The sequence below is a fragment of the Streptomyces sp. NPDC004284 genome (assembly GCF_042874035.1).
Lineage (GTDB): Bacteria > Actinomycetota > Actinomycetes > Streptomycetales > Streptomycetaceae > Streptomyces.
In genome coordinates, this window is sequence record NZ_JBIAMJ010000001.1 from 778,702 (window position 1) to 804,233 (window position 25,532).

20 protein-coding genes and 3 pseudogenes are annotated in these 25,532 nt (G+C 71.9%); 12 read left to right on the forward strand and 11 right to left on the reverse strand.

What is annotated here, in order from left to right:
- Positions 1–47: 47 nt before the first annotated feature.
- From ACFYUS_RS03635 to mce, 3 genes are all read right to left on the reverse strand, one after another.
- Positions 48–983 carry a cellulose-binding protein gene (locus ACFYUS_RS03635; RefSeq protein WP_352021443.1) on the reverse strand — a complete coding sequence of 312 codons (936 nt, stop codon included), beginning with the start codon at positions 981–983 and terminating at the stop codon, positions 48–50.
- 114 nt (positions 984–1,097) lie between these two features.
- Positions 1,098–5,942: a polarized growth protein Scy gene (gene scy / locus ACFYUS_RS03640; protein ID WP_388845242.1), complete on the reverse strand. Its 4,845-nt coding sequence runs from the start codon at positions 5,940–5,942 to the stop codon at positions 1,098–1,100.
- Positions 5,943–6,155: 213 nt separating this feature from the next.
- Positions 6,156–6,608, reverse strand: coding sequence for a methylmalonyl-CoA epimerase (mce, locus tag ACFYUS_RS03645; RefSeq protein ID WP_388845245.1), 453 nt, complete (start codon positions 6,606–6,608; stop codon positions 6,156–6,158).
- Between the two features lie 137 nt (positions 6,609–6,745).
- Here mce and ACFYUS_RS03650 point away from each other — a divergent pair, with 137 nt between their 5' ends.
- Positions 6,746–7,948 (forward strand): acetyl-CoA C-acetyltransferase, encoded by a 1,203-nt coding sequence (locus tag ACFYUS_RS03650; RefSeq protein WP_388845248.1) that lies wholly within the window; start codon positions 6,746–6,748, stop codon positions 7,946–7,948.
- A gap of 25 nt (positions 7,949–7,973) precedes the next feature.
- Positions 7,974–8,930 carry a methylmalonyl Co-A mutase-associated GTPase MeaB gene (gene meaB, locus ACFYUS_RS03655; RefSeq protein WP_388845250.1) on the forward strand — a complete coding sequence of 319 codons (957 nt, stop codon included), beginning with the start codon at positions 7,974–7,976 and terminating at the stop codon, positions 8,928–8,930.
- A 64-nt stretch (positions 8,931–8,994) separates the two neighbouring features.
- Here the strand turns inward: meaB and ACFYUS_RS03660 are convergent, their stop codons facing one another.
- From ACFYUS_RS03660 to ACFYUS_RS03680, 5 genes and pseudogenes are all read right to left on the reverse strand, one after another.
- Positions 8,995–9,471 (reverse strand): MarR family winged helix-turn-helix transcriptional regulator, encoded by a 477-nt coding sequence (locus ACFYUS_RS03660; RefSeq protein ID WP_369146568.1) that lies wholly within the window; start codon positions 9,469–9,471, stop codon positions 8,995–8,997.
- Positions 9,472–9,554: 83 nt separating this feature from the next.
- On the reverse strand, positions 9,555–10,304 hold the full coding sequence (locus ACFYUS_RS03665) for an AIM24 family protein (protein WP_388845979.1): 750 nt from the start codon (positions 10,302–10,304) through the stop codon (positions 9,555–9,557).
- Positions 10,305–10,327: 23 nt separating this feature from the next.
- Positions 10,328–10,978 carry an AIM24 family protein gene (locus ACFYUS_RS03670; RefSeq protein WP_388845253.1) on the reverse strand — a complete coding sequence of 217 codons (651 nt, stop codon included), beginning with the start codon at positions 10,976–10,978 and terminating at the stop codon, positions 10,328–10,330.
- Positions 10,978–11,571, reverse strand: a complete 594-nt coding sequence (locus tag ACFYUS_RS03675) for an AIM24 family protein (RefSeq protein WP_388845256.1) — start codon at positions 11,569–11,571, stop codon at positions 10,978–10,980. The genes ACFYUS_RS03670 and ACFYUS_RS03675 overlap by 1 nt, the downstream gene beginning before the upstream one ends.
- Before the next feature lie 151 nt (positions 11,572–11,722).
- Positions 11,723–12,919: pseudogene (locus tag ACFYUS_RS03680) on the reverse strand (RNA-guided endonuclease InsQ/TnpB family protein); the annotation flags it as partial.
- A 153-nt stretch (positions 12,920–13,072) separates the two neighbouring features.
- On the opposite strand from ACFYUS_RS03680, the gene ACFYUS_RS03685 reads away from it, so the two are divergent.
- Both ACFYUS_RS03685 and ACFYUS_RS03690 read left to right on the forward strand, forming a co-directional pair.
- A complete protein-coding gene (locus ACFYUS_RS03685; protein ID WP_388845259.1) occupies positions 13,073–13,414 on the forward strand; it encodes a DUF3817 domain-containing protein in 342 nt (113 codons plus the stop codon).
- Positions 13,411–13,704, forward strand: a complete 294-nt coding sequence (locus tag ACFYUS_RS03690; protein WP_388845262.1) for an MTH1187 family thiamine-binding protein — start codon at positions 13,411–13,413, stop codon at positions 13,702–13,704. Before ACFYUS_RS03685 ends, ACFYUS_RS03690 begins: the two co-directional genes overlap by 4 nt.
- A 104-nt stretch (positions 13,705–13,808) precedes the next feature.
- Here ACFYUS_RS03690 and ACFYUS_RS03695 read toward each other — a convergent pair whose 3' ends face one another.
- The gene (locus ACFYUS_RS03695; protein WP_388845265.1) at positions 13,809–14,801 is read right to left on the reverse strand and encodes a DUF5937 family protein; all 993 of its coding nucleotides are present in this window, start codon (positions 14,799–14,801) and stop codon (positions 13,809–13,811) included.
- A 71-nt stretch (positions 14,802–14,872) separates the two neighbouring features.
- Between ACFYUS_RS03695 and ACFYUS_RS03700 the strand changes: the two genes are divergently transcribed.
- The 4 genes and pseudogenes from ACFYUS_RS03700 to ACFYUS_RS03715 all read left to right on the forward strand — a co-directional run.
- Positions 14,873–16,303, forward strand: coding sequence for an MFS transporter (locus tag ACFYUS_RS03700; RefSeq protein ID WP_388845268.1), 1,431 nt, complete (start codon positions 14,873–14,875; stop codon positions 16,301–16,303).
- Positions 16,304–16,312: 9 nt separating this feature from the next.
- Entirely contained in the window at positions 16,313–16,822 is a 510-nt protein-coding gene (locus tag ACFYUS_RS03705) for a MarR family winged helix-turn-helix transcriptional regulator (protein WP_388845271.1), read from the forward strand.
- Between the two features lie 66 nt (positions 16,823–16,888).
- A complete protein-coding gene (locus ACFYUS_RS03710; RefSeq protein ID WP_388845273.1) occupies positions 16,889–17,221 on the forward strand; it encodes a DUF3817 domain-containing protein in 333 nt (110 codons plus the stop codon).
- Between the two features lie 72 nt (positions 17,222–17,293).
- A pseudogene (locus ACFYUS_RS03715) lies at positions 17,294–18,880 on the forward strand (methylmalonyl-CoA mutase); the annotation flags it as partial.
- On the opposite strand, the pseudogene ACFYUS_RS03720 reads toward ACFYUS_RS03715, so the two are convergent.
- Positions 18,854–19,390: pseudogene (locus tag ACFYUS_RS03720) on the reverse strand (TetR/AcrR family transcriptional regulator); the annotation flags it as partial. The pseudogenes ACFYUS_RS03715 and ACFYUS_RS03720 overlap by 27 nt on opposite strands.
- A 340-nt stretch (positions 19,391–19,730) precedes the next feature.
- On the opposite strand from ACFYUS_RS03720, the gene ACFYUS_RS03725 reads away from it, so the two are divergent.
- The 4 genes from ACFYUS_RS03725 (at position 19,731) to ACFYUS_RS03740 (ending at position 23,948) form a co-directional block, all read left to right on the forward strand.
- On the forward strand, positions 19,731–20,696 hold the full coding sequence (locus tag ACFYUS_RS03725) for a tetratricopeptide repeat protein (RefSeq protein ID WP_388845277.1): 966 nt from the start codon (positions 19,731–19,733) through the stop codon (positions 20,694–20,696).
- Positions 20,697–21,287: 591 nt separating this feature from the next.
- The gene (locus ACFYUS_RS03730) at positions 21,288–21,956 is read left to right on the forward strand and encodes a DUF6230 family protein (protein ID WP_388845280.1); all 669 of its coding nucleotides are present in this window, start codon (positions 21,288–21,290) and stop codon (positions 21,954–21,956) included.
- Between the two features lie 119 nt (positions 21,957–22,075).
- The gene (locus tag ACFYUS_RS03735) at positions 22,076–22,645 is read left to right on the forward strand and encodes a DUF6114 domain-containing protein (RefSeq protein WP_388845283.1); all 570 of its coding nucleotides are present in this window, start codon (positions 22,076–22,078) and stop codon (positions 22,643–22,645) included.
- The gene (locus ACFYUS_RS03740) at positions 22,635–23,948 is read left to right on the forward strand and encodes a hypothetical protein (RefSeq protein ID WP_388845286.1); all 1,314 of its coding nucleotides are present in this window, start codon (positions 22,635–22,637) and stop codon (positions 23,946–23,948) included. Before ACFYUS_RS03735 ends, ACFYUS_RS03740 begins: the two co-directional genes overlap by 11 nt.
- 85 nt (positions 23,949–24,033) lie before the next feature.
- Here the strand turns inward: ACFYUS_RS03740 and pyk are convergent, their stop codons facing one another.
- Positions 24,034–25,464, reverse strand: coding sequence for a pyruvate kinase (gene pyk / locus ACFYUS_RS03745; RefSeq protein WP_388845288.1), 1,431 nt, complete (start codon positions 25,462–25,464; stop codon positions 24,034–24,036).
- Between the last annotated feature and the right edge of the window lie 68 nt (positions 25,465–25,532).

A 25,532-nucleotide genomic window follows, 5' to 3' on the forward strand; every position in this document is an offset into this window, starting at 1 on the left:
AAACCCCCCGCCACCGGAATGACGGGGGGCTTCTGCGCAGGGGCCGCTTACCGCGACTGCTGGGCCGGGACACCGGCCGTGCGCTCGTCGTCGATCGGGGAGCCGGCCGCCGCCACCGCGGCACCGGTCAGCGTCGCCAGCATCTCGCGGACGTTGGTCAGCTGCGCGTTGATCGAGTCGCGGCGGTTCGTCAGCGCCGCGAGCTCGCGCTCCGATTCCGAACGGATCCGGTCGGCCTTGGCGTTCGCGTCGGCCACGATGTCCTCGGCCTGGCGCTGCGCGGTCTCCACCGTCTGGCGGGCCCGGCGCTCCGCGTCCGTCCGCAGCTTCTCGGCCTCCAGGCGGAGCTGCTCGGCGCGGTGCTCGATCTCCGCGAGGCGCTTCTCGGCCTTCGCCTGACGCGAGGCGAGGTCCCGCTCCGACTGCTCACGGCGCTTCGCCAGGTTCGTCTCGAAGTCCGCGGCGGCCTGGGCGGCCTTGGCGCGGGTCTCCTCGAAGAGGGCGTCCGCCTCCTCACGCTTCGACTGCGCGTCCTTCTGCGCCTCGGCACGCAGCGAGTTGGCCTCGCCCTGCGCCTTCTCGACGATCCGGACGCCCTCGTCCTCGGCCTTCGCCTTGCGCTCGGCCGCGAACGACTCCGCGTCGTTGCGCACCTGCTGGGCGGCCGACTCGGCCAGCTCGCGGTGCTGCTCGGCGGCGCGACGGGCCTCCTCACGCAGGTCCTTCGCCTCCTCCTCGGCGAGCCGGAGGATCTTCTCGACCCGGGCGCCGAGCCCCGCGTACGACGGCTCGGCGTCGGTGACCTGCGCCTGGGCGTTCTGCGTCTCGAGGTGGAGCTCCTCGATGCGCTTCTCCAGCGAGGTGATGCGGGACAGAGCGCTGTCGCGGTCGGACACGAGCTTGGTAATGCGGTCGTCCACCTGACCGCGGTCGTAACCGCGCCGCACGAGCTCGAAGCCGAAGGGGGAGGATGTGTCGCTCATGGGTTTCCTGTCGAATGAGACCGGTGAGGTGTTAGAGGGAATCCTAGGGGCCGAAGCGGCGTGTCATCGAGCGTATGCCCGTTTGATCTGGAGAATGTCCAGCCTTTTGAGTGGCTAGCCGTCCTGGGACTTGCCACCCGTACGAGTGGATCCCGACGACGCGCCCGCCTTGACCCCGTCCTTTCCGGCTGACGGAGTCTCGAAAGACTCCAACGCCTCCAGGACGTCCTGGACACGGGAGATCTCGGCGTTGATGTCCTTGCGGCGCCGCGTCAGCGTCTCCAGCTCGCGCTGTCCTTCCGCCACCGTCTTCTCGGCCTCGGCCGCGGCCTCGGCGCGGATCCGCTCGGCCTCCGCCTTGATGGCCTCGGCCTCCGCGATGATCGAGGCCTTCTTCTGCGCGGCCTCCTTCAGCAGCGTGTCCGCCTTGCGGACCGCGGCGATCCGGACCTTGCTCGCCTCCGAACTCGCATCGGAGACCAGCTCCTTCGCCTTCTCCTCCGCCTCGGCCCGCTGCTCCTCCGCGGCCTTCACCAGCTTGTCGACGCGCTCGCCGGCCGTCTTCATCTGCTCGGCCGACTCGCGCCGCGCCCGCTCGTGCAGCTCCTCGATCTCGCCCTCGATGCGGCTCTGCAGCTCCTCGGCCCGCTCCCTTATGGCCGTCGCGTCGCTGCGCGCCCCGACCAGGAGCTCGTCCGCGTCCGTACGGGCCTTCTCCACCAGCGAGTTGCCCTCGACGGTCGCCTCGGCGACGATCCGCTCGGCCTCCTTGCGGGCCGCGCCGACCATCGTGTCCGCCTGCGACTCGGCCTCCGCGGTGGCGCGCAGCGCCTCCTCCTGGGCCTTGGCGACGAGCTGGTCCGCCTGCTCGGCCGCGTCCGTACGCTTCCGGGCCCCGGCCTCCCGCGCCTCGTCGAGCGTCCGGTCCGCCTCCTCGCGGGCCTCCGCGCGCATCTGCTCGCCCGCGGCCTCCGCGTCGGCCTTCACCCGCTCCGACTCGGTACGGATCCGCTCGGCGTCCTGGAGGGCCTCGGCGATCGCCTCGGCGCCCTCGGCACGGAGCCGCTCGGCCTCCTCCGAGGCCGCGCCGACGGTCCGGCCCGCCTCGGCGCGGGCGTCCGCGCCGACCGAATCGGCCAGCTCGGCCGCCTCGTTCACGATCCGCTCGGCCTCGGCCGTCGCCTCGCCGACGAGGGCGTCGGCCTGCTCGGCGGCGTCCGCGCGCCGCTTGTCGGCCTCCTTGCGGGCCTCGTCCAGGATCTGGTCGGAATCGGCGAGCGCCGCGTTCCGCAGGGCCTGGGCGTGCGCCTCCCCGTCGGCCTTGACCTGCTCGGCCTCCGTGCGCAGCCGCTCGGCGTCCCGCTCCGTCGTCTCGCGCAGCTCGGCGGCCTCGGCCGCGATCCGCTCGGCCTCGGTCGTCGCCTCGCCGATGAGGGTGTCGGCCTGCTCGGCCGCGTCGGCGCGCCGCTTGTCGGCGGCCTTGCGGGCCTCGTCGAGGACCTGTTCGCCCTCGGTACGGGCCTCCGCCCGCAGCTCCTCCGCCTGCGCCTCGCCCTCGGCCTTGACCTGCTCGGCCTCGGCCCGCAGCCGCTGCGCGTCCTGCTCGGCCGTCTCCATGAGCTCGACCGCCTCGGCGGTGAGCCGCTCGGCCTCGGCCGTGGCCTCGCCGATGAGGGTGTCGGCCTGCTCGGCCGCGTCGGCGCGCCGCTTGTCGGCGGCCTTGCGGGCCTCGTCGAGGACCTGTTCGGCCTCGGTACGGGCCTCCGCCCGCAGCTCCTCCGCCTGCGCCTCGCCCTCGGCCTTGACCTGCTCGGCCTCGGCGAGCAGCGCGGCGGCCTCGGCCCCGATCCGCTCGGCCTCGGTCGTCGCCTCGCCGATGAGGGTGTCGGCCTGCTCGGCCGCGTCCGTACGCCGCTTGTCCGCGGCCTGACGGGCCTCGTCGAGGACCTGCTCGGCGTCGGCGAGCGCCGCGTCGCGCAGCGCCTCCGCGTGCGCCTCGCCGTCGGCCTTGACCTGCTCGGCCTGCTCCAGCAGTGCGGCGGCCTCGGCCCCGATCCGCTCGGCCTCGGTCGTGGCCTCGCCGATGAGGGTGTCGGCCTGCTCGGCCGCGTCCGTACGCCGCTTGTCGGCGGCCTGACGGGCCTCGTCGAGGACCTGCTCCGCCTCGGCGCCGATCCGCTCGGCCTCAGCGCGGGCCTCGGCGACCGTCGTCTCGGCGCGCTCGGCGGCCTCGGAACGGATGCGGTTGGCGTCGTCGCGGGCGTCGGCGCGGGTGCGGGCCGCGTCCTGCTCGGCCGAGGCGAGGGAGTCCGTCGCCTCCGTGCGCACCCGCTGGGCGTACTCGGCGGTGTCCGCCCGCAGCTTCTCCGCCTCGGCGAGCGCGTCCGTGACCGTCCGCTCGGCCAGCGCCTTCGCGGCCTCCGACTCCTCCTGGGCACGCGCCCGCGTGGCGGCGGCGTCCTCGGACGCCCGCTCCCGCTCCTCGTACGCGTCGGAGCGGACCCGGTCCGCCTCCTCCTGCGCCTCGGTGCGCGTCCGCTCGGCCGCGTGCTCGGCGGCGGAGCGCAGCCCGGCGATCTCCTCCTCGGCCTGCTCGCGCAGCCCGGCGACCGAGTCCCGGACCTCCTGGGCGGCTCGCGAGGCCGCGGCGACCATCTCGGTCGCCCGCGTGTCCGCCTCCTCGACCAGGCGCTGCGCCTCGGCCTGCGCGTCCTCGACCCGCTTGCGGGCGGCCGCGAGGAGCTCCTCGGACTGCTCCCGGGCGTGCTCGCGCTCCCGGCCGGCCTCGGAGCGGGCCGAATCGAGGGTCTCCTCGGCCTCCCGACGGCGCCGGGCGGCCTCCTCCTGCGCGGCGGCCAGGGCCTCGGCGGCCTCGGCGGCGACCCGCTCGGCGGCGGCGGCGGCCTCGGCCCGCACCCGGTCGGCGGTCTCCTGGGCCTCGGTCCGGAGCCGCTCGGCCTCCTCGGCGGCCTCCGTGCGCAGCCGTACGGCCGCGGACTCGGCCTCGGTACGGGTGGTGGAGGCGTCCGACGCGGCCTCGGCGCGCAGCCGCTCGGCCTCCTGCTCGGCCTGCTCCCGCAGGGACCGGATCCGCTCGGCGGCCTCGGTCCGCTGCCGCTCCGTCTCCTCGGCGGCCTCGCGCCGGATCAGCTCGCCCTCGGCCCGCGCGTCGGCGAGCTCCTCCCCGGCGGCCGCCACCTTCGCCTCGGCGTCGGCGTGCAGCCGGGTCAGCTCCTCGGCGGCCTCCGCGCGGCGCGCCTCGGCGGCCCGCTCGGCGTCCGCGCGCAGCCCGGCGGCGGCCTCCTCGGCCGCGGCCTTCACCGACTCGGCCTGCTCCTCGGCCTCGGCCCGCAGCCGCTCGGCCTCGGCGCGGGTGCGCTCCAGGGTCTCCTCGGCCTGGGTGCGGAGCGTCTGGGCGCGCTCCATCGCCTCCGACTTGACCCGCTCGCTCTCGGCGCCGGCCTTGGTGCGCTGCTCCTCGGCGTCCGTACGGGCCTTGGTGAGGAGCTCCTCGGCGGTCTTCGCCGCCTCCTCGATCTGCTGGAGGGCCTCGCGCCGGGCCTCGGAGCGGATCCGCTCGCCCTCGTCGACGGCCTCGGCGCGCAGCGCCTCGGCCTCGCCGCGCAGCCGCCGGGCCTCCTCCTGGAGCTCGACCGTCTTGGCGCGGTACTCCTTGGTGTCGTCCTTCGCCGAGCCGAGCAGTTCGTCGGCCTGCTCGCCGGCCTCGGCGCGCAGCCGGTCGGCCTCGGTCTCGGCCTCGCGGCGGACCCGCTCGGCCTCCTCGGAGGCCTTGCGGGTGGTCTCCCGGGCGTCCTCGGACGCCTTGGTGAGGATCTCCTCGGCGCTGCGGGCGGCCTTGGCGAGCGCGGCGGCGGAGTCCTCGGCGGCGGCCGTGACGGCCTTCTCGGTGGCCTCGGAGACGAGCTTCTCCGCCTCGGCGGTCGCCTCGCGGAGCTTCTCCTCGGCCTCGGCCTTGAGCGCCTCGGCGTCCTTGGTGGCCTCGCCGACGAGCCGGGCGATCTCCGCCTTCGCGGTGCGGGTGCGCTGCTCGTTGACCGACTCGGCGGAGGCGAGCTGCCGGGCGGCGGACTCCTTGGCCTCGGTGAGGGCCTTCTCGGCCTCGGCGCGGGCCAGCCGGAGCCGCTCCTCGGCCTCCTGCATGCGCTGCTCGGCGGCGCGGGAGAGCTCGGTGGCCTGGCGGCGGGCCTGGTCGGTCTCGGAGGCGGTGGTGGAGCGGAGCTGCTCGGCGTGGCTGGTGGCCTCCTGCGCCTGGCTGGAGGCGGCGGCCATGAGCCGCTCGGCGTCCTTGCGGGCGCGCAGCAGAATCGCTTCGGCCTCGGCACGGGCGGACTCCGCCTCGGCGCCGACGCGGCGGCTGGTCTCCTCGGCGAGCCGGGTGGCCTCGGCCCGGGCGGTGGCGAGCGCCTGCTCGGCCTCCGCGCGGGACTCCTCCATCAGACGGCGGGCCTGGGACTCCGTGCGGGCGCGCAGCTGTTCGGCCCAGGCGACGTTCTCGTTGACGTGCGCCTCGACGGTCTGGCGGCGCTCGTTGAGCTCCTGGTCGAGCTGCTGGCGCCGCTGGACGGCCTCGTTGTGCAGCTCGGCCTGGAGCCGGGCCTGGTGCTCGGCGTGCTCCTGGAGGATGCGCTGGGTCTGGGCGCGGGCCTCGCGCAGCTCGCGCTCGGCGTCCTGGCGGAGCTGCTCGGCCTGCACCTGCGCGTTCCGCAGCATCTGCTCGGCCTGGTAGCCGATGTCGGCGCTGTCGTACGCGGGCCGGGACGCGATGGTGCGGCGCGCCTCGTGGAGTTTGGCGCGCAAGACCTCGACCTGGTAGCCCAGGTCCTCGGCATGCTGGACGGCCTTCTCGCGTTCGGTCTTCAGCCGGTCCATCTCGGCTTCGAACCTGGCGAGATGGTCGTCTTCAGCTCGGTGGCTCTCCTGGCGTTCGTAGCCCCGCACTGCGCGGTCCCATCCTTCCCCGAGCTCTTCGAGCAGGGGAGACCCCAACCCTGGTCGCAACTCCTACGAGCACGTCCTCACGGTCGAGGACGGACCCCCGGGAAATCGTGGCAGATCGGACGACCCCGACATCCCGACTTCGATGCCGGACGGAGCGGCCCCGACCGGCCCCGGCCCGGAGCCGCCCACTCTACCGGGCCAGGAATCCGGAGGTCAGTGCTCCGCTGAGGAGTGGTCAGCGGACGGCTCGGCCGAGGTGACCAGTTCCGTGAGGACGCCGTGGCAGTCCTTGGGGTGGAGGAAGGTGATCCTGGACCCCATGGAGCCGATCCGCGGCTCGTCGTAGAGGACCCGGACGCCCTTGGAGCGGATGGCCTCGGCGTCGCCGTCGACGTCCGCCGTGCCGAAGGCGATGTGGTGCACGCCCTCGCCGTTCTTGGCGAGCCACTTGCCCACCGCGGAGTCCTCCCGGGTGGGCTCCAGGAGCTGGAGGTACGAGGCCCCGCCGTCGTCGGTGGCGTTGATCTTGAGCATGGCCTCGCGGACGCCCTGCTCCTCGTTGACCTCGGAGTGGTAGACCTCGAAACCGTACGTGGCACGGTAGAACTCGACGGTCTTGTCCAGGTCGAAACAGGCGATCCCGATGTGGTCGATACGCGTCAGCATGCCTCCAGTGCACCGCCGGAGAGATGGTTACGCAACGTGCGCGCGATCACACCGTTCGGCCGGTGACCGGGCGCCGCGCCGCTCAGTACATTGGCGGTAAACCCTCGTTCACCTCTCATCCCAAGGGGCCGTGCCTCATGTCTGGAACGACCGGTACCACTTCAGTGATCGTCGCGGGCGCCCGCACGCCCATGGGTCGCCTCCTCGGCTCGCTCAAGTCCTTCTCGGGCGCCGACCTCGGCGGCTTCGCCATCAAGGCGGCCCTCGACCGGGCCGGCATCGGCGGCGACCAGGTGCAGTACGTGATCATGGGCCAGGTGCTCCAGGCGGGCGCCGGGCAGATCCCCGCCCGCCAGGCCGCGGTCAAGGGCGGCATCCCGATGAACGTCCCCGCGCTCACCATCAACAAGGTGTGCCTGTCGGGTCTCGACGCCATCGCGCTCGCCGACCAGCTGATCCGCGCCGGCGAGTTCGAGATCGTCGTCGCCGGTGGCCAGGAGTCCATGACGAACGCCCCGCACCTGCTGCCGAAGTCCCGCGAGGGCTTCAAGTACGGCGCCATCGAGATGCTCGACGCGATGGCGTACGACGGTCTCACCGACTCCTTCGAGGGCATCGCCATGGGCGAGTCCACCGAGAAGCACAACACCCGCCTCGGCATCGGCCGCGAGGTGCAGGACGAGCTCGCCGCCCTCTCGCACCAGCGCGCCGCCGCCGCCCAGAAGAACGGCATCTTCGAGGCCGAGATCACCCCGGTCGAGATCCCGCAGCGCAAGGGCGAGCCGGTCGTCTTCTCCAAGGACGAGGGCATCCGCGCGGAGACCACCGTCGAGTCCCTCGGCAAGCTCCGCCCGGCCTTCACCAAGGACGGCACCATCACCGCCGGCACCGCCTCGCAGATCTCCGACGGCGCCGCCGCCGTGGTCGTCATGAGCAAGGCGAAGGCGGAGGAGCTGGGCCTGGAGTGGATCGCCGAGATCGGCGCCCACGGCAACGTGGCCGGCCCGGACAACTCCCTCCAGTCGCAGCCGTCCAACGCGATCCTGCACGCCCTCAAGAAGGAGGGCCTGGAGGTCTCCGACCTCGACCTGATCGAGATCAACGAGGCCTTCGCCGCCGTCTCGCACCAGTCCATGAAGGACCTCGGCGTCACCCCCGAAAAGGTGAACGTCAACGGCGGCGCCATCGCGCTCGGCCACCCGATCGGCATGTCCGGCGCCCGTCTGGTGCTGCACCTGGCCCTGGAGCTCAAGCGGCGCGGCGGCGGCGTCGGCGCGGCGGCCCTGTGCGGCGGCGGCGGCCAGGGCGACGCCCTCATCGTCAAGGTCCCCGGCAAGTAAGTCCTTCGGTCAAGGAGCAGCGCACATGGTGGACGTCCCCGAACTCGTCGCCCAGGCACGGGAGGGCAGGCCGCGGGCCGTGGCCCGGCTGATCTCGCTCGTGGAGGGGGCGTCCCCGCAGCTGCGCGAGGTGATGGCGGCGCTCGCGCCGCTCACCGGCGGCGCGTACGTGGTGGGCCTGACCGGCTCGCCGGGCGTGGGCAAGTCCACGTCGACGTCCGCGCTGGTCTCCGCGTACCGCCGGGCGGGCAAGCGGGTCGGCGTCCTGGCCGTCGACCCGTCCTCCCCGTTCAGCGGGGGAGCGCTCCTCGGCGACCGGGTCCGGATGTCGGAGCACGCCTCCGACCCGGGCGTCTACATCCGCTCGATGGCGACCCGCGGCCACCTCGGCGGGCTCGCCTGGTCCGCCCCGCAGGCCATCCGCGTCCTGGACGCGGCGGGCTGCGAGGTGATCCTCGTGGAGACCGTCGGCGTCGGGCAGTCGGAGGTGGAGATCGCCTCCCAGGCCGACACCTCGGTCGTGCTCCTCGCGCCGGGCATGGGCGACGGGATCCAGGCCGCGAAGGCGGGCATCCTGGAGATCGGCGACGTGTACGTGGTGAACAAGGCCGACCGGGACGGCGCGGACGCCACCGCCCGGGAGCTCAACCACATGCTGGGCCTCGGAGAGGCGCGGGCCGCGGGCGACTGGCGGCCGCCGATCGTCAAGACGGTCGCGGCGCGCGGCGAGGGCATCGACGAGGTCGTGGAGGCGCTGGAGAAGCACCGCGCCTGGATGGAGGAGCACGGGGTCCTGGCGGAGCGCCGCCGCGCCCGTGCGGCGCGCGAGGTGGAGACCATCGCGGTCACGGCCCTGCGCGAGCGCATCGGCGACCTGCACGGCGACCGGCGCCTGGACGCCCTCGCCGAGCGGATCGTGGCGGGCGCCCTCGACCCGTACGCGGCCTCCGACGAGCTGGTCGCGAGCCTGACCGGAAACTGACCTCGGGCACGTACGGGAAGGGCCCCTCCGGCGACCGGAGGGGCCCTTCCCGTTGTCTGTCAGGTCACGGCTTGCCGCGGCGGCCGCGGAGCTGCTCGGCGATCGGCTTCAGGGACTCGTGGAGGTCGCCGAGGGCCTCGCCGCTGAGCTGGTCGATGAAGTGCCTGCGCACCGACTCGACGTGGTGCGGGGCGACCTTGCGCATGGTCTCCATGCCGTCGTCGGTCAGGACGGCGTAGAGCCCGCGCCGGTCGGACTCGCAGTTCTCGCGGCGGACGAGACCGGCGTTCTCCATGCGGGTGATCTGGTGCGAGAGCCGGCTCTTCGACTGGAGGGTGGCGGCGGCGAGGTCGCTCATGCGCAGCCGCCGCTCCGCCGACTCCGAGAGGTTCACCAGGATCTCGTAGTCGTTCATCGTCAGGCCGAAGGGCTGGAGGTCCCTCTCCAGCTGGTACGTGAGCATTCTCTGGACGTCCAGGAACGTGCGCCAGGCGCACTGCTCGCCGTCGGTGAGCCAGGGGGTGGCGGTCTCGGTCTCCATGTATGGATTCTACCTAAGAAGTTGAATACTTGACGAAGTCTGGGAGCGCGCGTTCGATCACGTCACACTCCGCAGACTACCGCTCACAGACCGAAGCGACGCTGGAGGTCACCGAGCTGGCCGGGAAGGCGCGGTACCGAACCGGGCACGCTCTGGCCGGAACCGTGCCCACCGGGCACGCCCGCCTGCGCCGGCGGCCCGCCGACCGCCCGCTCCGGCATCAGCAGCTCCGTCGACTGGAGCAGCACCGTGCCCGCCCCGACGAACTCGAACTGGTGCTCCTCGCCGGAGGTCCCGCCGATGCCCGTCAGGGCCCGTACGCCGCCCATCACACCGGTCATGTAGCCGTGGTCGTAATGGTGACAGGGCGAGGGGCAGTCCGCCCAGCCGACCAGCGCCTGCGGGTCCACCCGCATCGGAGGCTCCATGAAGACCACCGGACCGTTCGACGCGGCCACGAACTTGCCCGTGCCGATCAGCGTCACGAACCCCGGCACGATCGACTGCTTCAGCGCCAGCGAGGGCTGGTACGCCAGCAGGTTCCCCGAGCGGATCGTCAGATTGCCCTCGTCCAGGTCGTACGAGTTCACGTCGAAGGCCCGGTCCGCGAGCAGCATCTTCCCGCTGCCCTCGGCCACCACCCAGTCGCTCGCGTGCAGCGGCGAGTGGAAGGACGTCCGCACCAGCCGGTCGAGCCGCCCGTGCCCGATGCCGTTGAACTCGATCCGCCCGTAGTAGGCGATCATCTTCCCCTTCTGCAGGAACCACTGGCTCCCTTTGAGCTCCACGCAGAAGGTGTACGGATTGACGTTGTCGTCCGACGGCAGGGTCATCGGATCGTGGATCACGGGACCGGTCACAGCTTTTCCTCCGAGGCCTGCACGTACACCACACCGTTGCCGCTCAGCTCCAGCTGGAAGGCCTCGCCCGAGCCGCGCCCCACCATGTCGCGCCAGCCGAGCGCGGTGGACAGCTTGTTCCGCACGTCGCCGCGGTGGGCCACGTACGCCTGCGGGTCGACGTGCACCGGGCGCCCGGGGGCGATCGGCAGCTCGATCACCCCGCCGTGCGCCATCACGGCCACCGAGCCGTGCCCGCGCAGGGTCGTGGTGAACAGGCCCTGGCCGGTCACCTGGCCGCGGACCATGCCCATGACCCCGCCCTGCGAGCCCATGAACATCGTGCCCTGCTCCAGGGTCCCGTCGAAGGCGAGCAGCCGGTCCGCCTCGACGTACAGGGTGTCGCCGGTCAGCGCGACCACGTGGACGTGGTGCCCGCCGTGCCCGAACATCACCGTGCCGTTGCCCTCGACCGACATCAGCGGGGTCGCCTCGCCGGCCACCCGGCGGCCGATCATCGACATCAGACCGCCCTGGCCGCCCGCCATGTTCGGCGTGAAAGCGACGTCGCCGCGGTACGCGATCATCGCGCCGCGCTGACTGAACATCCGCTGCCCGGGGACGACGGTCGCCTCGACCATCTTCGAGTTGATCTCGCGGAACGGCATCAGACGTCACCCCCGATCGTGTTCCGCTCGCTCGGCTGGACGTAGACGAGCCCGTCGCCCTCGAAGCGGATCTGGAAGGCCTCGCCGCCGCCCTCGCCCATGAGGGTGCGGAAGGTCACACCCGACTGGAAGTGCTGCTGGAGGTTGCCCTGATGGGCGATGTACGCGCCGGGGTCGACCTGGAGCGGGTACTGCGGGGTCACCCGCAGCACCACCGCGGGGCCGTCCGACATGATCGCCGCCTGGCCCGTGCCCTCGACCGTGGTCGTGAACAGACCGTTGCCGGTGGCGCCGCCGCGCAGCCCCGTGAAGCTGGTGCCGGTGCGCAGCCCCGCGTCGGTGCAGAGCAGATTGCTCGCCTCCACCCAGAGCTTGTCGCCGTGCAGGGAGACGAGGTTGATCTCGGAGGCCCGGTCGGCGAACCAGCAGGTCCCCTGGCCGCGTACCTCCATCACCTCCATCTGCTCACCCGTGAGCCGGCGGGTCACCATGCCGCGCAGGCCCTCACCACCGCCGCTCATCTTCTTGAACGCCATCTGGCCGTCGTAGGCGACCATCGAGCCGTTCTTCGCCTTGACGGCGTCGCCGGCCATGGAGACGGCGAGCACCTTGCTGCCTTGGAGTCGGAACGTTGCCACCCGAGGAAGGTACTGGGCCCCCGGCCAAAGAGACAGCAAAGTGGACGTGCACGGTGACTCCACCCGCCGCTGCGGCGGCGGGCTTCCTGTGCGGAGGCCGTGGCTCCGCACAGAGGGCCAGCCCGGCCCTGCTGAGCCCGTTCAGCGCGCCGACGTGGTCGGCGTTCGCGAGGAAGCCGCATGCCGTGCACTCGAACGTCGCTCGGGTGACGCGGTTCTCCCTGGCGACGTGCCCACAGCGTGGGCACGTACGGGAGGTGTTGCGGGCGTCCACTGCGATCACGCGGCGAGCGGCACTTTCAGCCTTCTGCGCCAGGATCGACAGGAACAGTCCCCAACCCGAGTCGAGGATGCCGCGGTTCAAGCCCGCTTTCGCGGCGGCGCCGTTCGGCGAGAACGCGCCGGGCCGATCGGGATCGGGCTTGGCCTTTGGGACACGGGTCATACCCGCGATGTTCAGCCGCTCGTGGGCGATCACGTCGTGGTCGTGGATCAGCACCTTCGCGGTCTTGTGATGATGGTCACGTCGCTGCCGCCTGATCTTGCCGTGCAGCTTGGCGATCTTCCGGACTGCGGCCCGATGCTTCTTCGACCTCGACCCGGTCCGCTCGGGGAACGTCGAGAGGTGCTGCTGCGCGATGGTCAACGCTTCGGCGGATGCTTCGAGGTAGCGCGGATTCTCGACATGCTCGCCGTTCGATCTGGTGAGGAAATGCGTCACGCCCATGTCGATGCCGATGACCGGCCCGCTGGCGGGAAGCGGCTCGACCGGCACTTCATCGCAGGCGAGGACCACGTACCAGTGTCCGCCCTCACGCTTCACGCTGATCGTCTTGACCCGCCCGCGTACCGGTCGGTGCCGGTGCGCCCGCACGTGCCCGACGCCTTGCAGGCGCACGCGGGTCTGCCGGTCACCCGGCGTGGAGTCCCAGCGGCAGCCGTCCCCGTCCTTCGGGAACAGGACGGTATCGAAGTGCCCCACGCCCTTGAACCTGGGACAGCCGGGGGTGAGACCCGCCTTCACCCGGCGGAAGAACGCATCGAACGCCTTGTCCAGGCGGCGCAGCGTCGCCTGCTGCGAGCTGAACGACCATCGGCCCTGACGATCCGGGTCGAACGCCCGGATCTCCTTGAGCTGGGCGGACTGGTCGGTGTACCTGATGGTCGTTTTCGAGGCGTGCCGGTAGGCACCCCGACGCTCCTGCAGGGCGCCGTTGTAGAGCGAGCAGTGGTCCCGCAGCATCTCGCCCAGGGCGTGGGCCTGCCGGACGGTGGGGCGAAGGCGGAACTTGTGGACACGGATCGATCCCCCACCTCCTCGCTCTTCTGCCGGGAGCGCTTCCCCTGGGTGTCCAGGCGAACCCCACCCCTCCAGCGCTGGTCGTTCCCCGGCTGGGTCATGATGGACGGGCCCTTGTGTATCCGTTCACAAGATCGAACGAAGGTGACCCCCGTCGTGGACATCAAGACTGCATCCTCCCTGCACAGGCTTCGGCTCGTCTCCGCGCCGGAGGCGGTGTCGTTCCTGCTGCTGCTCGTCTGCTCGGTGCTCAAGCGGACGACGGACTTCAACGCGGTGCCGGTCATGGGAGCGGTCCACGGCATTCTCTTCATCCTGTACGTCCTCTTCTGGCTGGACGCCTGGAACAAGACCAAGTGGAGCTTCGGCACCGCCGCCCTCTACTTCGTCCTCTCGGTGCTGCCCCTGGGCGGCTTCTACGCCGAGCGGAAGCTGAAGCGCGAGGCCGAGGACGCCGTCATCGCCTCCCGCGCCGCCCGGGAAGCGGTGAAGGCATGATCGTCGCGTTCTCCGTCACTCCCCTCGGCGTGGGGGAGGAGGTCGGTGAGTACGTCGCCGACGCGGTCCGAGTGGTCCGTGAGTCCGGACTCCCGAACCGGACCGATGCCATGTTCACGTCGATCGAGGGCGAGTGGGACGAGGTGATGGAGGTCGTGAAGCGCGCCGTCGCCGCCGTCGAGGCCCGCGCGCCGCGCGTCTCGGTGGTCATGAAGGTCGACATCCGTCCCGGCGTGACGGACGGCCTGACCGCGAAGGTCGAGACGGTGGAGCGCCACCTCGGCGCCTGACGCCGCACCGTTCGCACGGACTTCGCACGGACTTCGCACGGACTTCGCACGGACGGAGCCCCCGGTCCCGGCTCGGGACCGGGGGCTCCGTCCGTGGCCGGCCGTCACCCGGCTTCCGGCTGCGACACCGCGATGCCCAGCGGGGTCCGCTCGTACAGCACCTGGTGGCCGTACCGCCGCGAGGTGAGCAGCCCCGCGTCCCGCAGCACCGACAGATGTGCGGAGACGGAGGAGGGCGCCCGGCCGAGGAGATGGGCCAGCGCCGTCGTCCCCATCGGCTCGGCCAGGGCGCACAGGACGTCCGCGCGCACCGGGCCGAGAAGCCGGGCGAGGGCCTCGGGGGTGCGGTCCCGGGGCTCGGACCACAGGCCGCCGATCCCGCGCGCCGGGTAGACCACGGTCGGCTGCCAGGGCGGATCGAAGCCGCTCACCACGTCCGGCCAGGTGAACACCGACGGCATCAGGACGAGCCCCTGGCCGTCGAGCGGCCGGTCGTGCTCCCCGGGGTAGTCCACCCGGAGCGTGGCCGTCTCCGCCGCGAAGTCGAAGGCGGGGTGCAGCTCGTCCAGGAGCCGTTCGAGCCCGCCCTCCGCGAGCCGGCGCGAGTGGTACGCCACGTCGGCCTCCAGGAGCGCGCGCAGCCGGGGCCAGTCCGGGGCGATCAGCGCCTCGTACGCGGCCCGGAGCAGGTCCGCGAGCCGCAGCACCGCCCCGGCGGGGTCCGCGAGGAGCCGCCGCCCCTCCTCGGTGTCCGCGGCGCCCGGCGTCTCCGCGAGCGCCCGCTCGAAGTCGTCCAGGACGAGCGAGGGATCGGTCTCCCGTACGGCGGCGATCTCGTCCTCGAAGGCGGCGGCGGGGCCCAGGGGCGGCGGGTAGAGGAAGTCCGGGTTGTGCCCGCGCAGCGGCATGAGCAGCTGCAGCGGCCCGAGGTCGAGCTCCCGCGCGGCGTCGGCGATCCGCCGCATCCAGGGCAGGTGGTACCCCTGCTTCGCGGGCCGCGCGAGCACCCGCACGGCGGAGTGCGTCTCCCAGAGCGGCGAGATCGCGAACCGGATCCGCAGGGGATCGGCCTCACCGAAACGCAGGTGGTACGGCACGACCCCTCCCGGAACATTCGGCTGGACCCGAAAGTCTAGGTCGCGACCCGCATGCCGGGCACGCTGCGCCCATGCCCGAGAACAACACCCGGACGCCGGTGACGGTGCCCGCGCACACCCCTGCCCCGACGCCTCCCGCCCCTGCCGCCGCCCCGGCGGCCCCGGCCCGGGCCGGGGGCCCCGAGGGCCCGCCCACCAGGGGCGCCGTCCCCGACCCCGGGCCCGCCCCGACGCGGGACGCCGCGCCCGCCCCTGCCGCCGAGGGCCCGCCCACCAGGGGCGCCGCCCCCGGCCCCGGCTACCGCGCCGTCTTCGCCGTCCGGGAGTTCCGGTTCGTGTTCGTGGCGCATCTGTGCTCGCTGCTCGGGGTCGTCGTCAGCGAGCTCGCGCTCACCGTGCTCGTGTACGACATGACGGGGTCGCCGCTGCTGTCCTCGCTCACCTTCGCGCTCGGGTTCCTGCCGTACCTCGTCGGCGGCACGCTCCTCGCCGGGCTCGCCGACCGGCTTCCGCCCCGCAGGATCCTCGTCGTCTGCGACCTCGTCTGCGCGGGCTGCGTCGCGGTCATGGTCGTGCCGGCCACGCCCGTCGCGGTCCTGCTCGTGCTGCGCTGCGCCGTCGCCGTCGTCTCGCCCGTCTTCAACGGCACCCGGATGGCGACGCTCGCCGACATCCTCGGCGAGGGCGACCTGTTCGTCCTCGGGCGGTCGCTGCTGAGGATCGTGTCGCAGAGCGCGCTGCTCACCGGCTTCGCCGCCGGCGGCGTCCTCCTCACCGTCGTCCCGCCGCGCGGCGCGCTCGCCGTCACCGCCGCCACCTTCCTCGCCTCCGCGCTCCTGCTCCGGATCGGCACCGTCCGTCGGCCCGCCCGGGCGGGTGAGGCGGCGGACGGCGGGCTCTCCGGGACCTGGGGCGTGCTGCGGAACCGGCGCGTGCGGGCCCTGATGCTGATGTTCTGGGTGCCGCCGCTGTTCGCCGTCGTCCCCGAGGCCCTCGCCGCCCCCTACGCCGACGAGATCGGCGTCTCCACCGCCGCCCTCGGCCTGCTCATGTGCGCGCTGCCCGTCGGCACGATCGCGGGCGAGCTCTTCGCCGGATCGTTCCTCTCCGCCGCGACCCGCTCCCGGATCGTGCTGCCGCTCGCCGTCGTCGGCGTCCTGCCGTACCTCCTGTACGGGCCCCGGCCCGGCGTCGCCCTCGCGGCCGTCGCGCTCTTCCTGGCCGGCGCCACCGGCGCGTACACCCTCGGCCTCGACGCCTGGTTCGTCGCCGCCGTCCCCGAGGAGCAGCGGGGGAGGGCCATGACCCTGATGACGGCGGGCATGATGACCGTCCAGGGCGTCGGGATGGCCGGGGCCGGGATCGCGGCCGAGTTCGCGCCCGTGCACACGGTCGTGGCCGGTACCGGCGTCCTCGGCACCCTGTGCCTCCTCGCCGCCGCCGCCGAGCTGCGCGCGACCGAAAGGCGAGACGGGGCTGACCGGCATATGACCAGTCGATAAGGTCGAAGCGTGTCCAAGCCGCTCAGTCTCCCCTTCGACCCCATCGCCCGAGCCGACGAACTCTGGCAGAAGCGCTGGGGCCCGGTCCCCTCGATGGCCGCGATCACCTCGATCATGCGTGCCCACCAGATCCTCCTCGCGGAGGTCGACGCGGTCGTCAAGCCGTACGGGCTGACCTTCGCGCGGTACGAGGCCCTGGTCCTGCTCACCTTCTCCAAGGCGGGCGAGCTGCCGATGTCCAAGATCGGCGAGCGGCTGCAGGTCCATCCGACCTCGGTGACGAACACGGTGGACCGGCTGGTGAGGTCGGGGCTCGTGAGCAAGCGGCCCAACCCCAACGACGGGCGCGGAACGCTCGCCTCCATCACCGAGAAGGGCCGCGAGGTGGTCGAGTCCGCGACCCGCGACCTGATGGAGATGGAGTTCGGCCTCGGCGCGTACGACGCCGAGGAGTGCGCGGAGATCTTCGCGATGCTGCGCCCGCTGCGGGTGGCGGCGCACGACTTCGACGAGGGCTGAGCCGGGGGCCGGGCGGGGGCCGACCCCCGCGAAGATCGCCCGGAACGTGCCGTTACGCTCGACGGCATGAAATCCAGCGTGCTGACCCGCTACCGCGTCATGGCCTACGTGACCGCGGTCATGCTCCTCATCCTGTGCGCGTGCATGGTCGCCAAGTACGGCTTCGGTGTCGGCGAGGACCTGACCTTCGCGGTCTCCCAGCTCCACGGCGTCCTCTACATCATCTACCTCGTCTTCGCCTTCGACCTGGGCTCCAAGGCGAAGTGGCCGTTCGGCAAGCTCCTGTGGGTGCTGGTCTCCGGCACCATCCCGACCGCCGCGTTCTTCGTCGAGCGCAAGGTCGTCGCCGAGACGCTTCCGCTGGTCAGCGGCGGGCAGCCGCAGCCGGTCAAGGCCTGAGCGTTCACCCCCGCACTGATGTGCGGGGGTTTCCCATCGACATTTACTAGGACGTCCTAGTAAATTCGAAGCATGGACGCTGACGCCATCGAGGAAGGCCGCCGTCGCTGGCAGGCCCGTTACGACAAGGCCCGCAAGCGGGACGCCGACTTCACCACGCTCTCCGGCGACGCCGTCGAGCCGGTCTACGGGCCCCGGCCCGGCGACACCTACGAGGGGTTCGAGCGCATCGGCTGGCCCGGTGAGTACCCCTTCACCCGGGGACTCCACCCGACCGGCTACCGGGGCCGGACCTGGACCATCCGCCAGTTCGCCGGCTTCGGCAACGCCGAGCAGACCAACGAGCGCTACAAGATGATCCTGGCCGCCGGCGGCGGCGGCCTCTCCGTCGCCTTCGACATGCCCACCCTCATGGGCCGCGACTCCGACGACCCCCGCTCCCTCGGCGAGGTCGGCCACTGCGGTGTCGCCATCGACTCCGCCGCCGACATGGAGGTCCTCTTCAAGGACATCCCGCTCGGCGACGTCACGACGTCCATGACGATCTCCGGGCCCGCCGTCCCGGTCTTCTGCATGTACCTGGTCGCCGCCGAGCGCCAGGGCGTCGACCCGGCCGTCCTCAACGGCACGCTCCAGACCGACATCTTCAAGGAGTACATCGCGCAGAAGGAGTGGCTCTTCGAGCCCGAGCCCCACCTGCGCCTCATCGGCGACCTGATGGAGCACTGCGCGGCGAACATCCCCGCGTACAAGCCGCTCTCCGTCTCCGGCTACCACATCCGAGAGGCCGGCGCGACGGCCGCGCAGGAGCTCGCGTACACCCTCGCCGACGGCTTCGGCTACGTGGAGCTCGGCCTCTCCCGCGGCCTCGACGTCGACGTCTTCGCCCCCGGCCTCTCCTTCTTCTTCGACGCGCACCTCGACTTCTTCGAGGAGATCGCCAAGTTCCGCGCCGCCCGCCGCATCTGGGCCCGCTGGATGAAGGAGGTCTACGGCGCCGAGACCGACAAGGCCCAGTGGCTCCGCTTCCACACCCAGACCGCCGGCGTCTCCCTCACCGCCCAGCAGCCGTACAACAACGTCGTGCGCACCGCGGTCGAGGCCCTCTCCGCCGTCCTCGGCGGCACCAACTCCCTCCACACCAACGCCCTCGACGAGACCCTCGCGCTCCCCAGCGAGCAGGCCGCCGAGATCGCGCTCCGCACCCAGCAGGTCCTCATGGAGGAGACCGGCGTCGCCAACGTCGCCGACCCGCTGGGCGGTTCCTGGTACGTCGAGCAGCTCACCGACCGCATCGAGGCCGACGCCGAGAAGATCTTCGACCAGATCAAGGAGCGCGGCCGCCGCGCCCACCCGGACGGCCGGCACCCCATCGGCCCGATCACCTCCGGCATCCTGCGCGGCATCGAGGACGGCTGGTTCACCGGCGAGATCGCCGAGTCCGCCTTCACGTACCAGCGGTCCCTGGAGAAGGGCGACAAGCGGGTCGTCGGCGTCAACGTCCACCACGGCTCCGTCACCGGCGACCTGGAGATCCTGCGCGTCAGCCACGAGGTCGAGTGGGAGCAGGTCCGCGTCCTCGGCGAGCGCAAGGGCCGCCGCGACGACGCCGAGGTCCGCGCCTCCCTCGACGCGATGATCGCCGCCGCCCGCGACGACGTCGAAGATCAGGTCGTCGGTGGCGTCCACGGCGACCGGGTCGAGGTGGTGCGGGAGTTCGCCGCGCTGCTGCGCCCGCTCGCGGCCGGAGAGGACCAGCCGTTTCTGGCGGTCGACTATGGAGGCGCGGATCCGCTCGCGCAGCGGCTCGTCCCGGGTCGACTCGGCCACGACCGCCATGAGGGCCGTCTTCGTCTCGGGCCGTTCGAGGAGGGCCGCGAACTGGAGCACCACGTGCTCGATGTCGGCCTGGAGGGAACCGAGGTCGGGCAGTTCGAGTTCGTCGAAGAGGACGGCGACGGCGTCCACGACGAGCTCGTTCTTGTTGGCCCAGCGGCGGTACAGCGTCGTCTTCGCCACCCCGGCACGGCCCGCCACGTCCCCCATCGTGAGCTTGGACCAGCCCAGGTCGACCAGGGCCGCGCGGGTCGCCTCCAGGATGGCCGCGTCGGCCTCGGTGGAGCGGGGGCGCCCGGTACGGCTGCCGCGGGGGGTGGAGCGGGGACACATCGACGACATGGAAAGCGACCATACCCGCCGGTAGGTATACCGCCAGGGGTCCGCGGTGTGAGGCAGTTCACCGCCCGGAACCCCCTCGCGCCCTCCCGTGGGATCCGTCCCTGGAGTTACGCTACGACCTGTAGCGAAAGGCATTGAGCGGCCTGAGCGACAACCAGCGCACCGGGTGGGGACCCGGTGCGGAGCGAAGGTGCCGGGTGGGGACCCGGTGCCGCCGAAGACGAAGAACCGTGTCGTCCGCGCGTCTCGCACACACCGGCGGGAGATGCGCGGACGGCACGGTTCAGCCATGGCTTACCGGTTACGCGCGCGGAAGGGGGAGGATGTATCCATGCAGCCCCGAAACATGTCCATGAGCGGCGTCGTCGACCTCGCCGCGGTGAAGGCGGCCGGAGAGGCCAAGGCGAAGGCGGAGCAGGCGCGCGCCGAGTCCGTCCGGCAGGGTGGTTCCGCCGCGGTGCCCCCGTCGGCCCTGGTGATCGACGTCGACGAGGCCGGCTTCGAGCGCGATGTGATCCAGCGCTCCGCCGAGGTTCCGGTCGTCCTCGACTTCTGGGCCGAGTGGTGCGAGCCGTGCAAGCAGCTCGGCCCCCTCCTGGAGCGCCTCGCCGTCGAGTACAACGGCCGCGTCCTGCTCGCGAAGATCGACGTCGACGCCAACCAGATGCTGATGCAGCAGTTCGGCATCCAGGGAATTCCGGCCGTTTTCGCGGTGGTCGCCGGCCAGGCGCTCCCGCTCTTCCAGGGCGCGGTGCCCGAGGCCCAGATCCGGGAGACCCTCGACCAGCTGATCCTGGTCGGCGAGGAGCGCTTCGGTCTCACCGGCATCGTCGTGGACGCGGACGCCGACGCCCCGGCCTCCGCCGCGCGGCCGGCCGGTCCGTACGACGCCCTCCTCCAGGCCGCCATGACGGCGCTCGACGCCGGCGACCTGGCGGGTGCCGTCCAGGCGTACGAGAACGTGCTCGCCGACGACCCGGCCCACCCGGAGGCCAAGCTCGGCCTGGCGCAGGCCGAACTGCTCACCCGGGTGCGGGACATGGACCCCGCCGCCGTCCGCAGGAACGCGGCGGACGGCCCGGCCGACGTCACCGCGCAGATCGCCGCCGCCGACCTCGATCTGGTGGGCGGTCACGTGGAGGACGCCTTCGGCCGCCTCGTGGAGACCGTGCGCCGCACGGCGGGCGAGGACCGGAACGCGGCGCGGGTGCGCCTCCTGGAGCTGTTCGAGGTGATCGGTTCCGACGACCCGCGCGTGACGGCGGCCCGACAGGCCCTCGCACGGGTGCTGTTCTAGCTCCCTGGGCGCGCCGGATCGTCTGACGATTTGGCAGCAGGGTGACAAATCGCGGCCGCGCTTTACCAAAACTTGGTAATCGCGGCCGCTGTTACTTGTAGTAAATCGAACCCGGCGTTCTGTCCGTATTCATCCGATGATCTCCTGACATTCCCCGTCGCTCGAACGCACCCAGCGTGCCCGTTCGGTCCCGCCCCGCCATGGCGTGGTTATCCCCCCGTTACTAGCCGGTAATGAACCCCCTTGTGCGGGGGCCCGGAATGGACCACGATCGGCGACGCTCGGTCCGAACCGCATCACCCCGGCAACCAACCGGGATCGCGGCGAGGGTCCCCACCGAGTCGACCGGTGTTCCGGCACCGGTCGCGGACAGGGGGGTTCCCGCTCTCATCGAACGGGGCCTGTCCGAACAGGTCGCGCTCCAAGGCGCGCCCATGGTTGTCGCTCGGGGGTGATCGCCGGTGATTCGGACGCGCATCGCGCCGCCTGATGCCTCGGCGCTCTCCTTCCCGAGGACGTAGCTCTTCTCCCATCCCAGGGTGACCTCCCGGGGTCTCTCCGGAGATGTACGTCCGAGAAGGAGGAATTCTCATGAAGTCCCAGGTTCGTGGCGGAACCAGATGGAAGCGGTTCGCCGTCGTCATGGTCCCGAGCGTGGCCGCGACGGCCGCGATCGGCGTCGGCCTCGCCCAGGGCGCGCTCGCCGCGTCCTTCAGCATTTCCGGCCAGGAGTTCAAGGTCCACGCCGACAAGCTCGAGGGCACGGACTTCGTCCAGTACGGCAGCGTGGACCCCGGCAAGGACCTGGAGGGCAAGGACTTCGCCGCCCCCGTGGCCGTGTCCGGCTTCTCCACCGCCAAGATCACGAACATGTGCCAGTCGGTCGTGACGCCGAAGGTGCCGTTCATCAACGACTCGGTCACCCTCCGTCTGACGGCCGGCACCAAGGCCGCCCAGAGCGGCAGGGACGAGGACAAGGTCCAGGCGTCGGGCATCTACCTCGATGTCTCCGACCTCAAGACCGACGCCGAGTTCACCAACCTCGACCTCGGTGTCGCCGCGGGCGCGCTCGCGAAGGCGCCGGGCAAGCCGGGCATCCAGCCGAACACCAAGGCCAACCCGTACGGCTTCGGCCAGCGCGCCGACGTGGCGACGCTGAGCAACGTGGAGCAGAAGGCCTGGGCCACCACGGCCGCCACCTTCAAGCTGCCCGGCCTGCACCTGTCGCTGCACAAGGGCACGGACGCCGAGTGCTTCTAGGGCCGGCCGGTCCGTAAGGACCGATCCGTTCCGGAGGGTGGGGCCGCCACGTGCGGTCCCACCCGCCAGGTCCCTTCTCCTCATCTTTCTCAGCAACACCGCTTCCAGGGAGCTGTTCCATGAGCGCCGAGATCCCCGCCTCCCGCGAAGTCCCCAAGAAGGCGAACCGGTTCAAGGTCTGGCGGCAGACCAGGCCCTTCTGGGCGGGACTGTTCACCATGCTGGGCGGCGTGCCGATCGCCTACCTCCCGTACGGGGACATGCGGCTCGGCAACATGACGCTCGCCATGGCGACGACCGCCGGAGCCGGCGCGCTGATCATCGGAGTCCTGCTCATCACGCTCGGACTGACGATGTGGTTCCAGCCCGTCGTCCGGGTGTTCGCGGGCATCGCGACGATCGTCCTGGCCCTCGTCTCCATCCCGGTGTCGAACTTCGGCGGCCTCGTCATCGGATTCCTGTTCTCCCTCATCGGTGGTGCCATGTCCGCCTCCTGGGCGCCCGCACCCCCGGTCGAGGAGACCGAGGACGCACAGCACGACGGTCACCCCGAGGCCTCCCACGAGACCGGCGCGGAGCCCGGGACGGAGGCCGTGCCCGCGGCCGTGCTCCCGGAGCAGCGCGAGGCGGAGCACATGGCGACCGAAACCACGACCGACGCCAACGGCGGGAGGAACAGTGCGGGGTGACGAGAATCAGCCGGCGCTCGCGAAGCAGGGCCCGCGGCACGCGGCCCCGCGCAAGTCGCTGCTGACCAGGATCCAGGGCCCCGCCGGGAAGGCGATGGCACTGGCGGCCATGCCGACCGCGGTGCTCGTGGGCATGGGCCTCACGCCCAAGCTCGCCCTCGCGGACGACAAGGAGATCCCCTTCGCCCCCGGCCCCTGTGTGACGCGCTCGGACGAGCCGACGCCCGAGGCGAGCGAGACGGCGAAGCCGACGGAGAGCGCGAAGCCCACCGCCACCGCCTCGCCGACGGACACCCCCACGGCGACCGCCACGCCCTCCGCCACCGTGACGCCGGACGCGACCCCGACGCCCACCGCGACGCAGACCGGCCAGACGGCCGCGCCGCAGGCGCAGGAGCGCGAGGCGACCGCCCCCGCGCCCACCGCGACCCCCACGGCCACCGCCACCCCCTCGCCGACGCAGTCCAGGAACCCGCTGGACCCGCTGGGCGTGGGCGACGCCCTGAAGGACCTCCTCGACGGCCCGGACAAGACGCCGACGGCCGCGCCCACGACGACGGCTCCCACCACGGCCGCGCCCACCCCGACGGAGGCCCCCGCCGACAAGGCGCCGGCGACCGACGCGCCCGCCCCGACCGCCACGGCCTCCGCCTCCGCGCAGTCGAGGACCGCGGAGGATCCGGCCGCGCAGCGGACGAGGACGGCGATCGAGCGGGCCGCCGCCCAGGCCGGCGCGAAGGTCGAGGAGCTCCCCGAGAGCGCCAAGGGCCTCGACGCCAAGAAGGACACGGACATACCCGACGGGGCCAAGCCCCGCTTCCCGTGCCCCGAGTACGACGCCCAGGCCCTCGCCGACGCCGACCTCGAACCGGGCATCCCGCTGCTCCCGGACGAGCCGTGGCGCCTGGAGAGCACCCTGCTCAACCTGACCGGCCTGAAGTACCACGGCATCGTCGAGGTGAAGACCGGCAGCGGCAAGATCAAGAAGGTCCTGAAGTTCACCGCGACCTCGATCGACATCAAGGACCTGCACCAGCTGGCGGAGCACTCCGACGGCCGCACGGCGCACGTCCGCTCCAAGCCGGGCTCGACCTCGACCATCCGCAACGGCACGGTGACCATGTACACGGAGGAGCTGAAGGGCAACCTCTTCGGCATCGTCCCGGTCACCTTCGCCCCGGACTCCCCGCCCCCGCTCGACGTCCCCTGGGCCTTCTTCACCAACGTGAAGCTCAAGCAGGCGGGCCAGTTCGGCGGCACCCTCACGGTCAAGGGCCTCCACAACACGATCGAGCCCAGCTGACCCCCGTACCCCTTCCGGGAGCCGCACACGACGAGGGCCCCCGTCCGATCCGGACGGGGGCCCTCGTCATGGCGTCGGGGCGGCGTCAGTCGCGCTGGCCGCCGCCCAGGTGGTGGACGCGGACCATGTTGGTCGTGCCGGGGACGCCGGGGGGCGAGCCGGCGGTGATGACCATGGTGTCGTTCTCGTTGTAGCGCTGGAGCTTGAGGAGCTCGGCGTCGACGAGGTCGACCATGGCGTCCGTGTTGTCCACGAAGGGGACGAGGAAGGACTCGACGCCCCAGCTCAGGGTGAGCTGGTTGCGGGTGTTCTCGTCGGTCGTGAAGGCGAGGATCGGCTGCTGCGCCCGGTAGCGGGAGAGGCGGCGGGCGGTGTCGCCGGACTGGGTGAAGGCGATGAGGGCCTTGCCGCCCAGGAAGTCGGCGATCTCGCAGGCCGCGCGGGCGACGGAGCCGCCCTGGGTGCGCGGCTTCTTGCCCGGGACCAGGGGCTGGAGGCCCTTGGAGAGCAGCTCCTCCTCGGCCGCGGCGACGATCTTCGACATCGTCTTGACGGTCTCGATCGGGTAGGCGCCGACCGAGGACTCGGCCGACAGCATGACCGCGTCCGCGCCGTCCAGGATCGCGTTGGCGACGTCGCTCGCCTCGGCGCGGGTCGGCCGCGAGTTGGTGATCATCGACTCCATCATCTGGGTGGCGACGATGACCGGCTTCGCGTTCCGGCGGCAGAGCTCCACGAGGCGCTTCTGCACCATCGGGACCTTCTCCAGCGGGTACTCCACGGCGAGGTCGCCACGGGCCACCATGACCGCGTCGAAGGCGGCGACGACGTCGGCCATGTTCTCGACGGCCTGCGGCTTCTCGACCTTGGCGATGACGGGGACCCGGCGGCCCTCCTCGTCCATCACCTTGTGGACGTCCTTGACGTCGTCGGCGTCCCGGACGAAGGACAGGGCGACCATGTCGCAGCCCATCCGCAGGGCGAAGCGGAGGTCCTCGATGTCCTTCTCCGACAGGGCGGGGACGTTGACCGCCGCGCCGGGCAGGTTGATGCCCTTGTGGTCGGAGATGACGCCGCCCTCGACCACGATGGTCTTGACCCGGGGGCCGTCGACCTCGACGACGCGCAGCTCGACGTTGCCGTCGTTGATCAGGACCTGGTCGCCCTTGGCCACGTCGCCGGGCAGGCCCTTGTAGGTGGTGCCGCAGATCGACTTGTCGCCGGGGACGTCCTCGGTGGTGATGGTGAACTCGTCACCGCGCACCAGCTCGACCGGTCCCTCGGCGAAGGTCTCCAGACGGATCTTCGGGCCCTGGAGGTCGGCGAGGACGCCGACGGCGCGCCCGATGTCCGCGGAGACCTGCCGGAGGCGGTCGTACCGCTCCTGGTGTTCCGCCTGGGAACCGTGGCTGAAGTTGAATCGGGCCACGTTCATACCGGCCTCGATGAGAGCCTTCAGCTGCTCATACGAGTCGACGGCGGGGCCCAGCGTGCAGACGATTTTGGAACGGCGCATGAGGCGGATCCTATCGGTTTGTTTCACTGCGGAATATTCCGTCTGGCGGAAAGTACAAATGGGCGCGG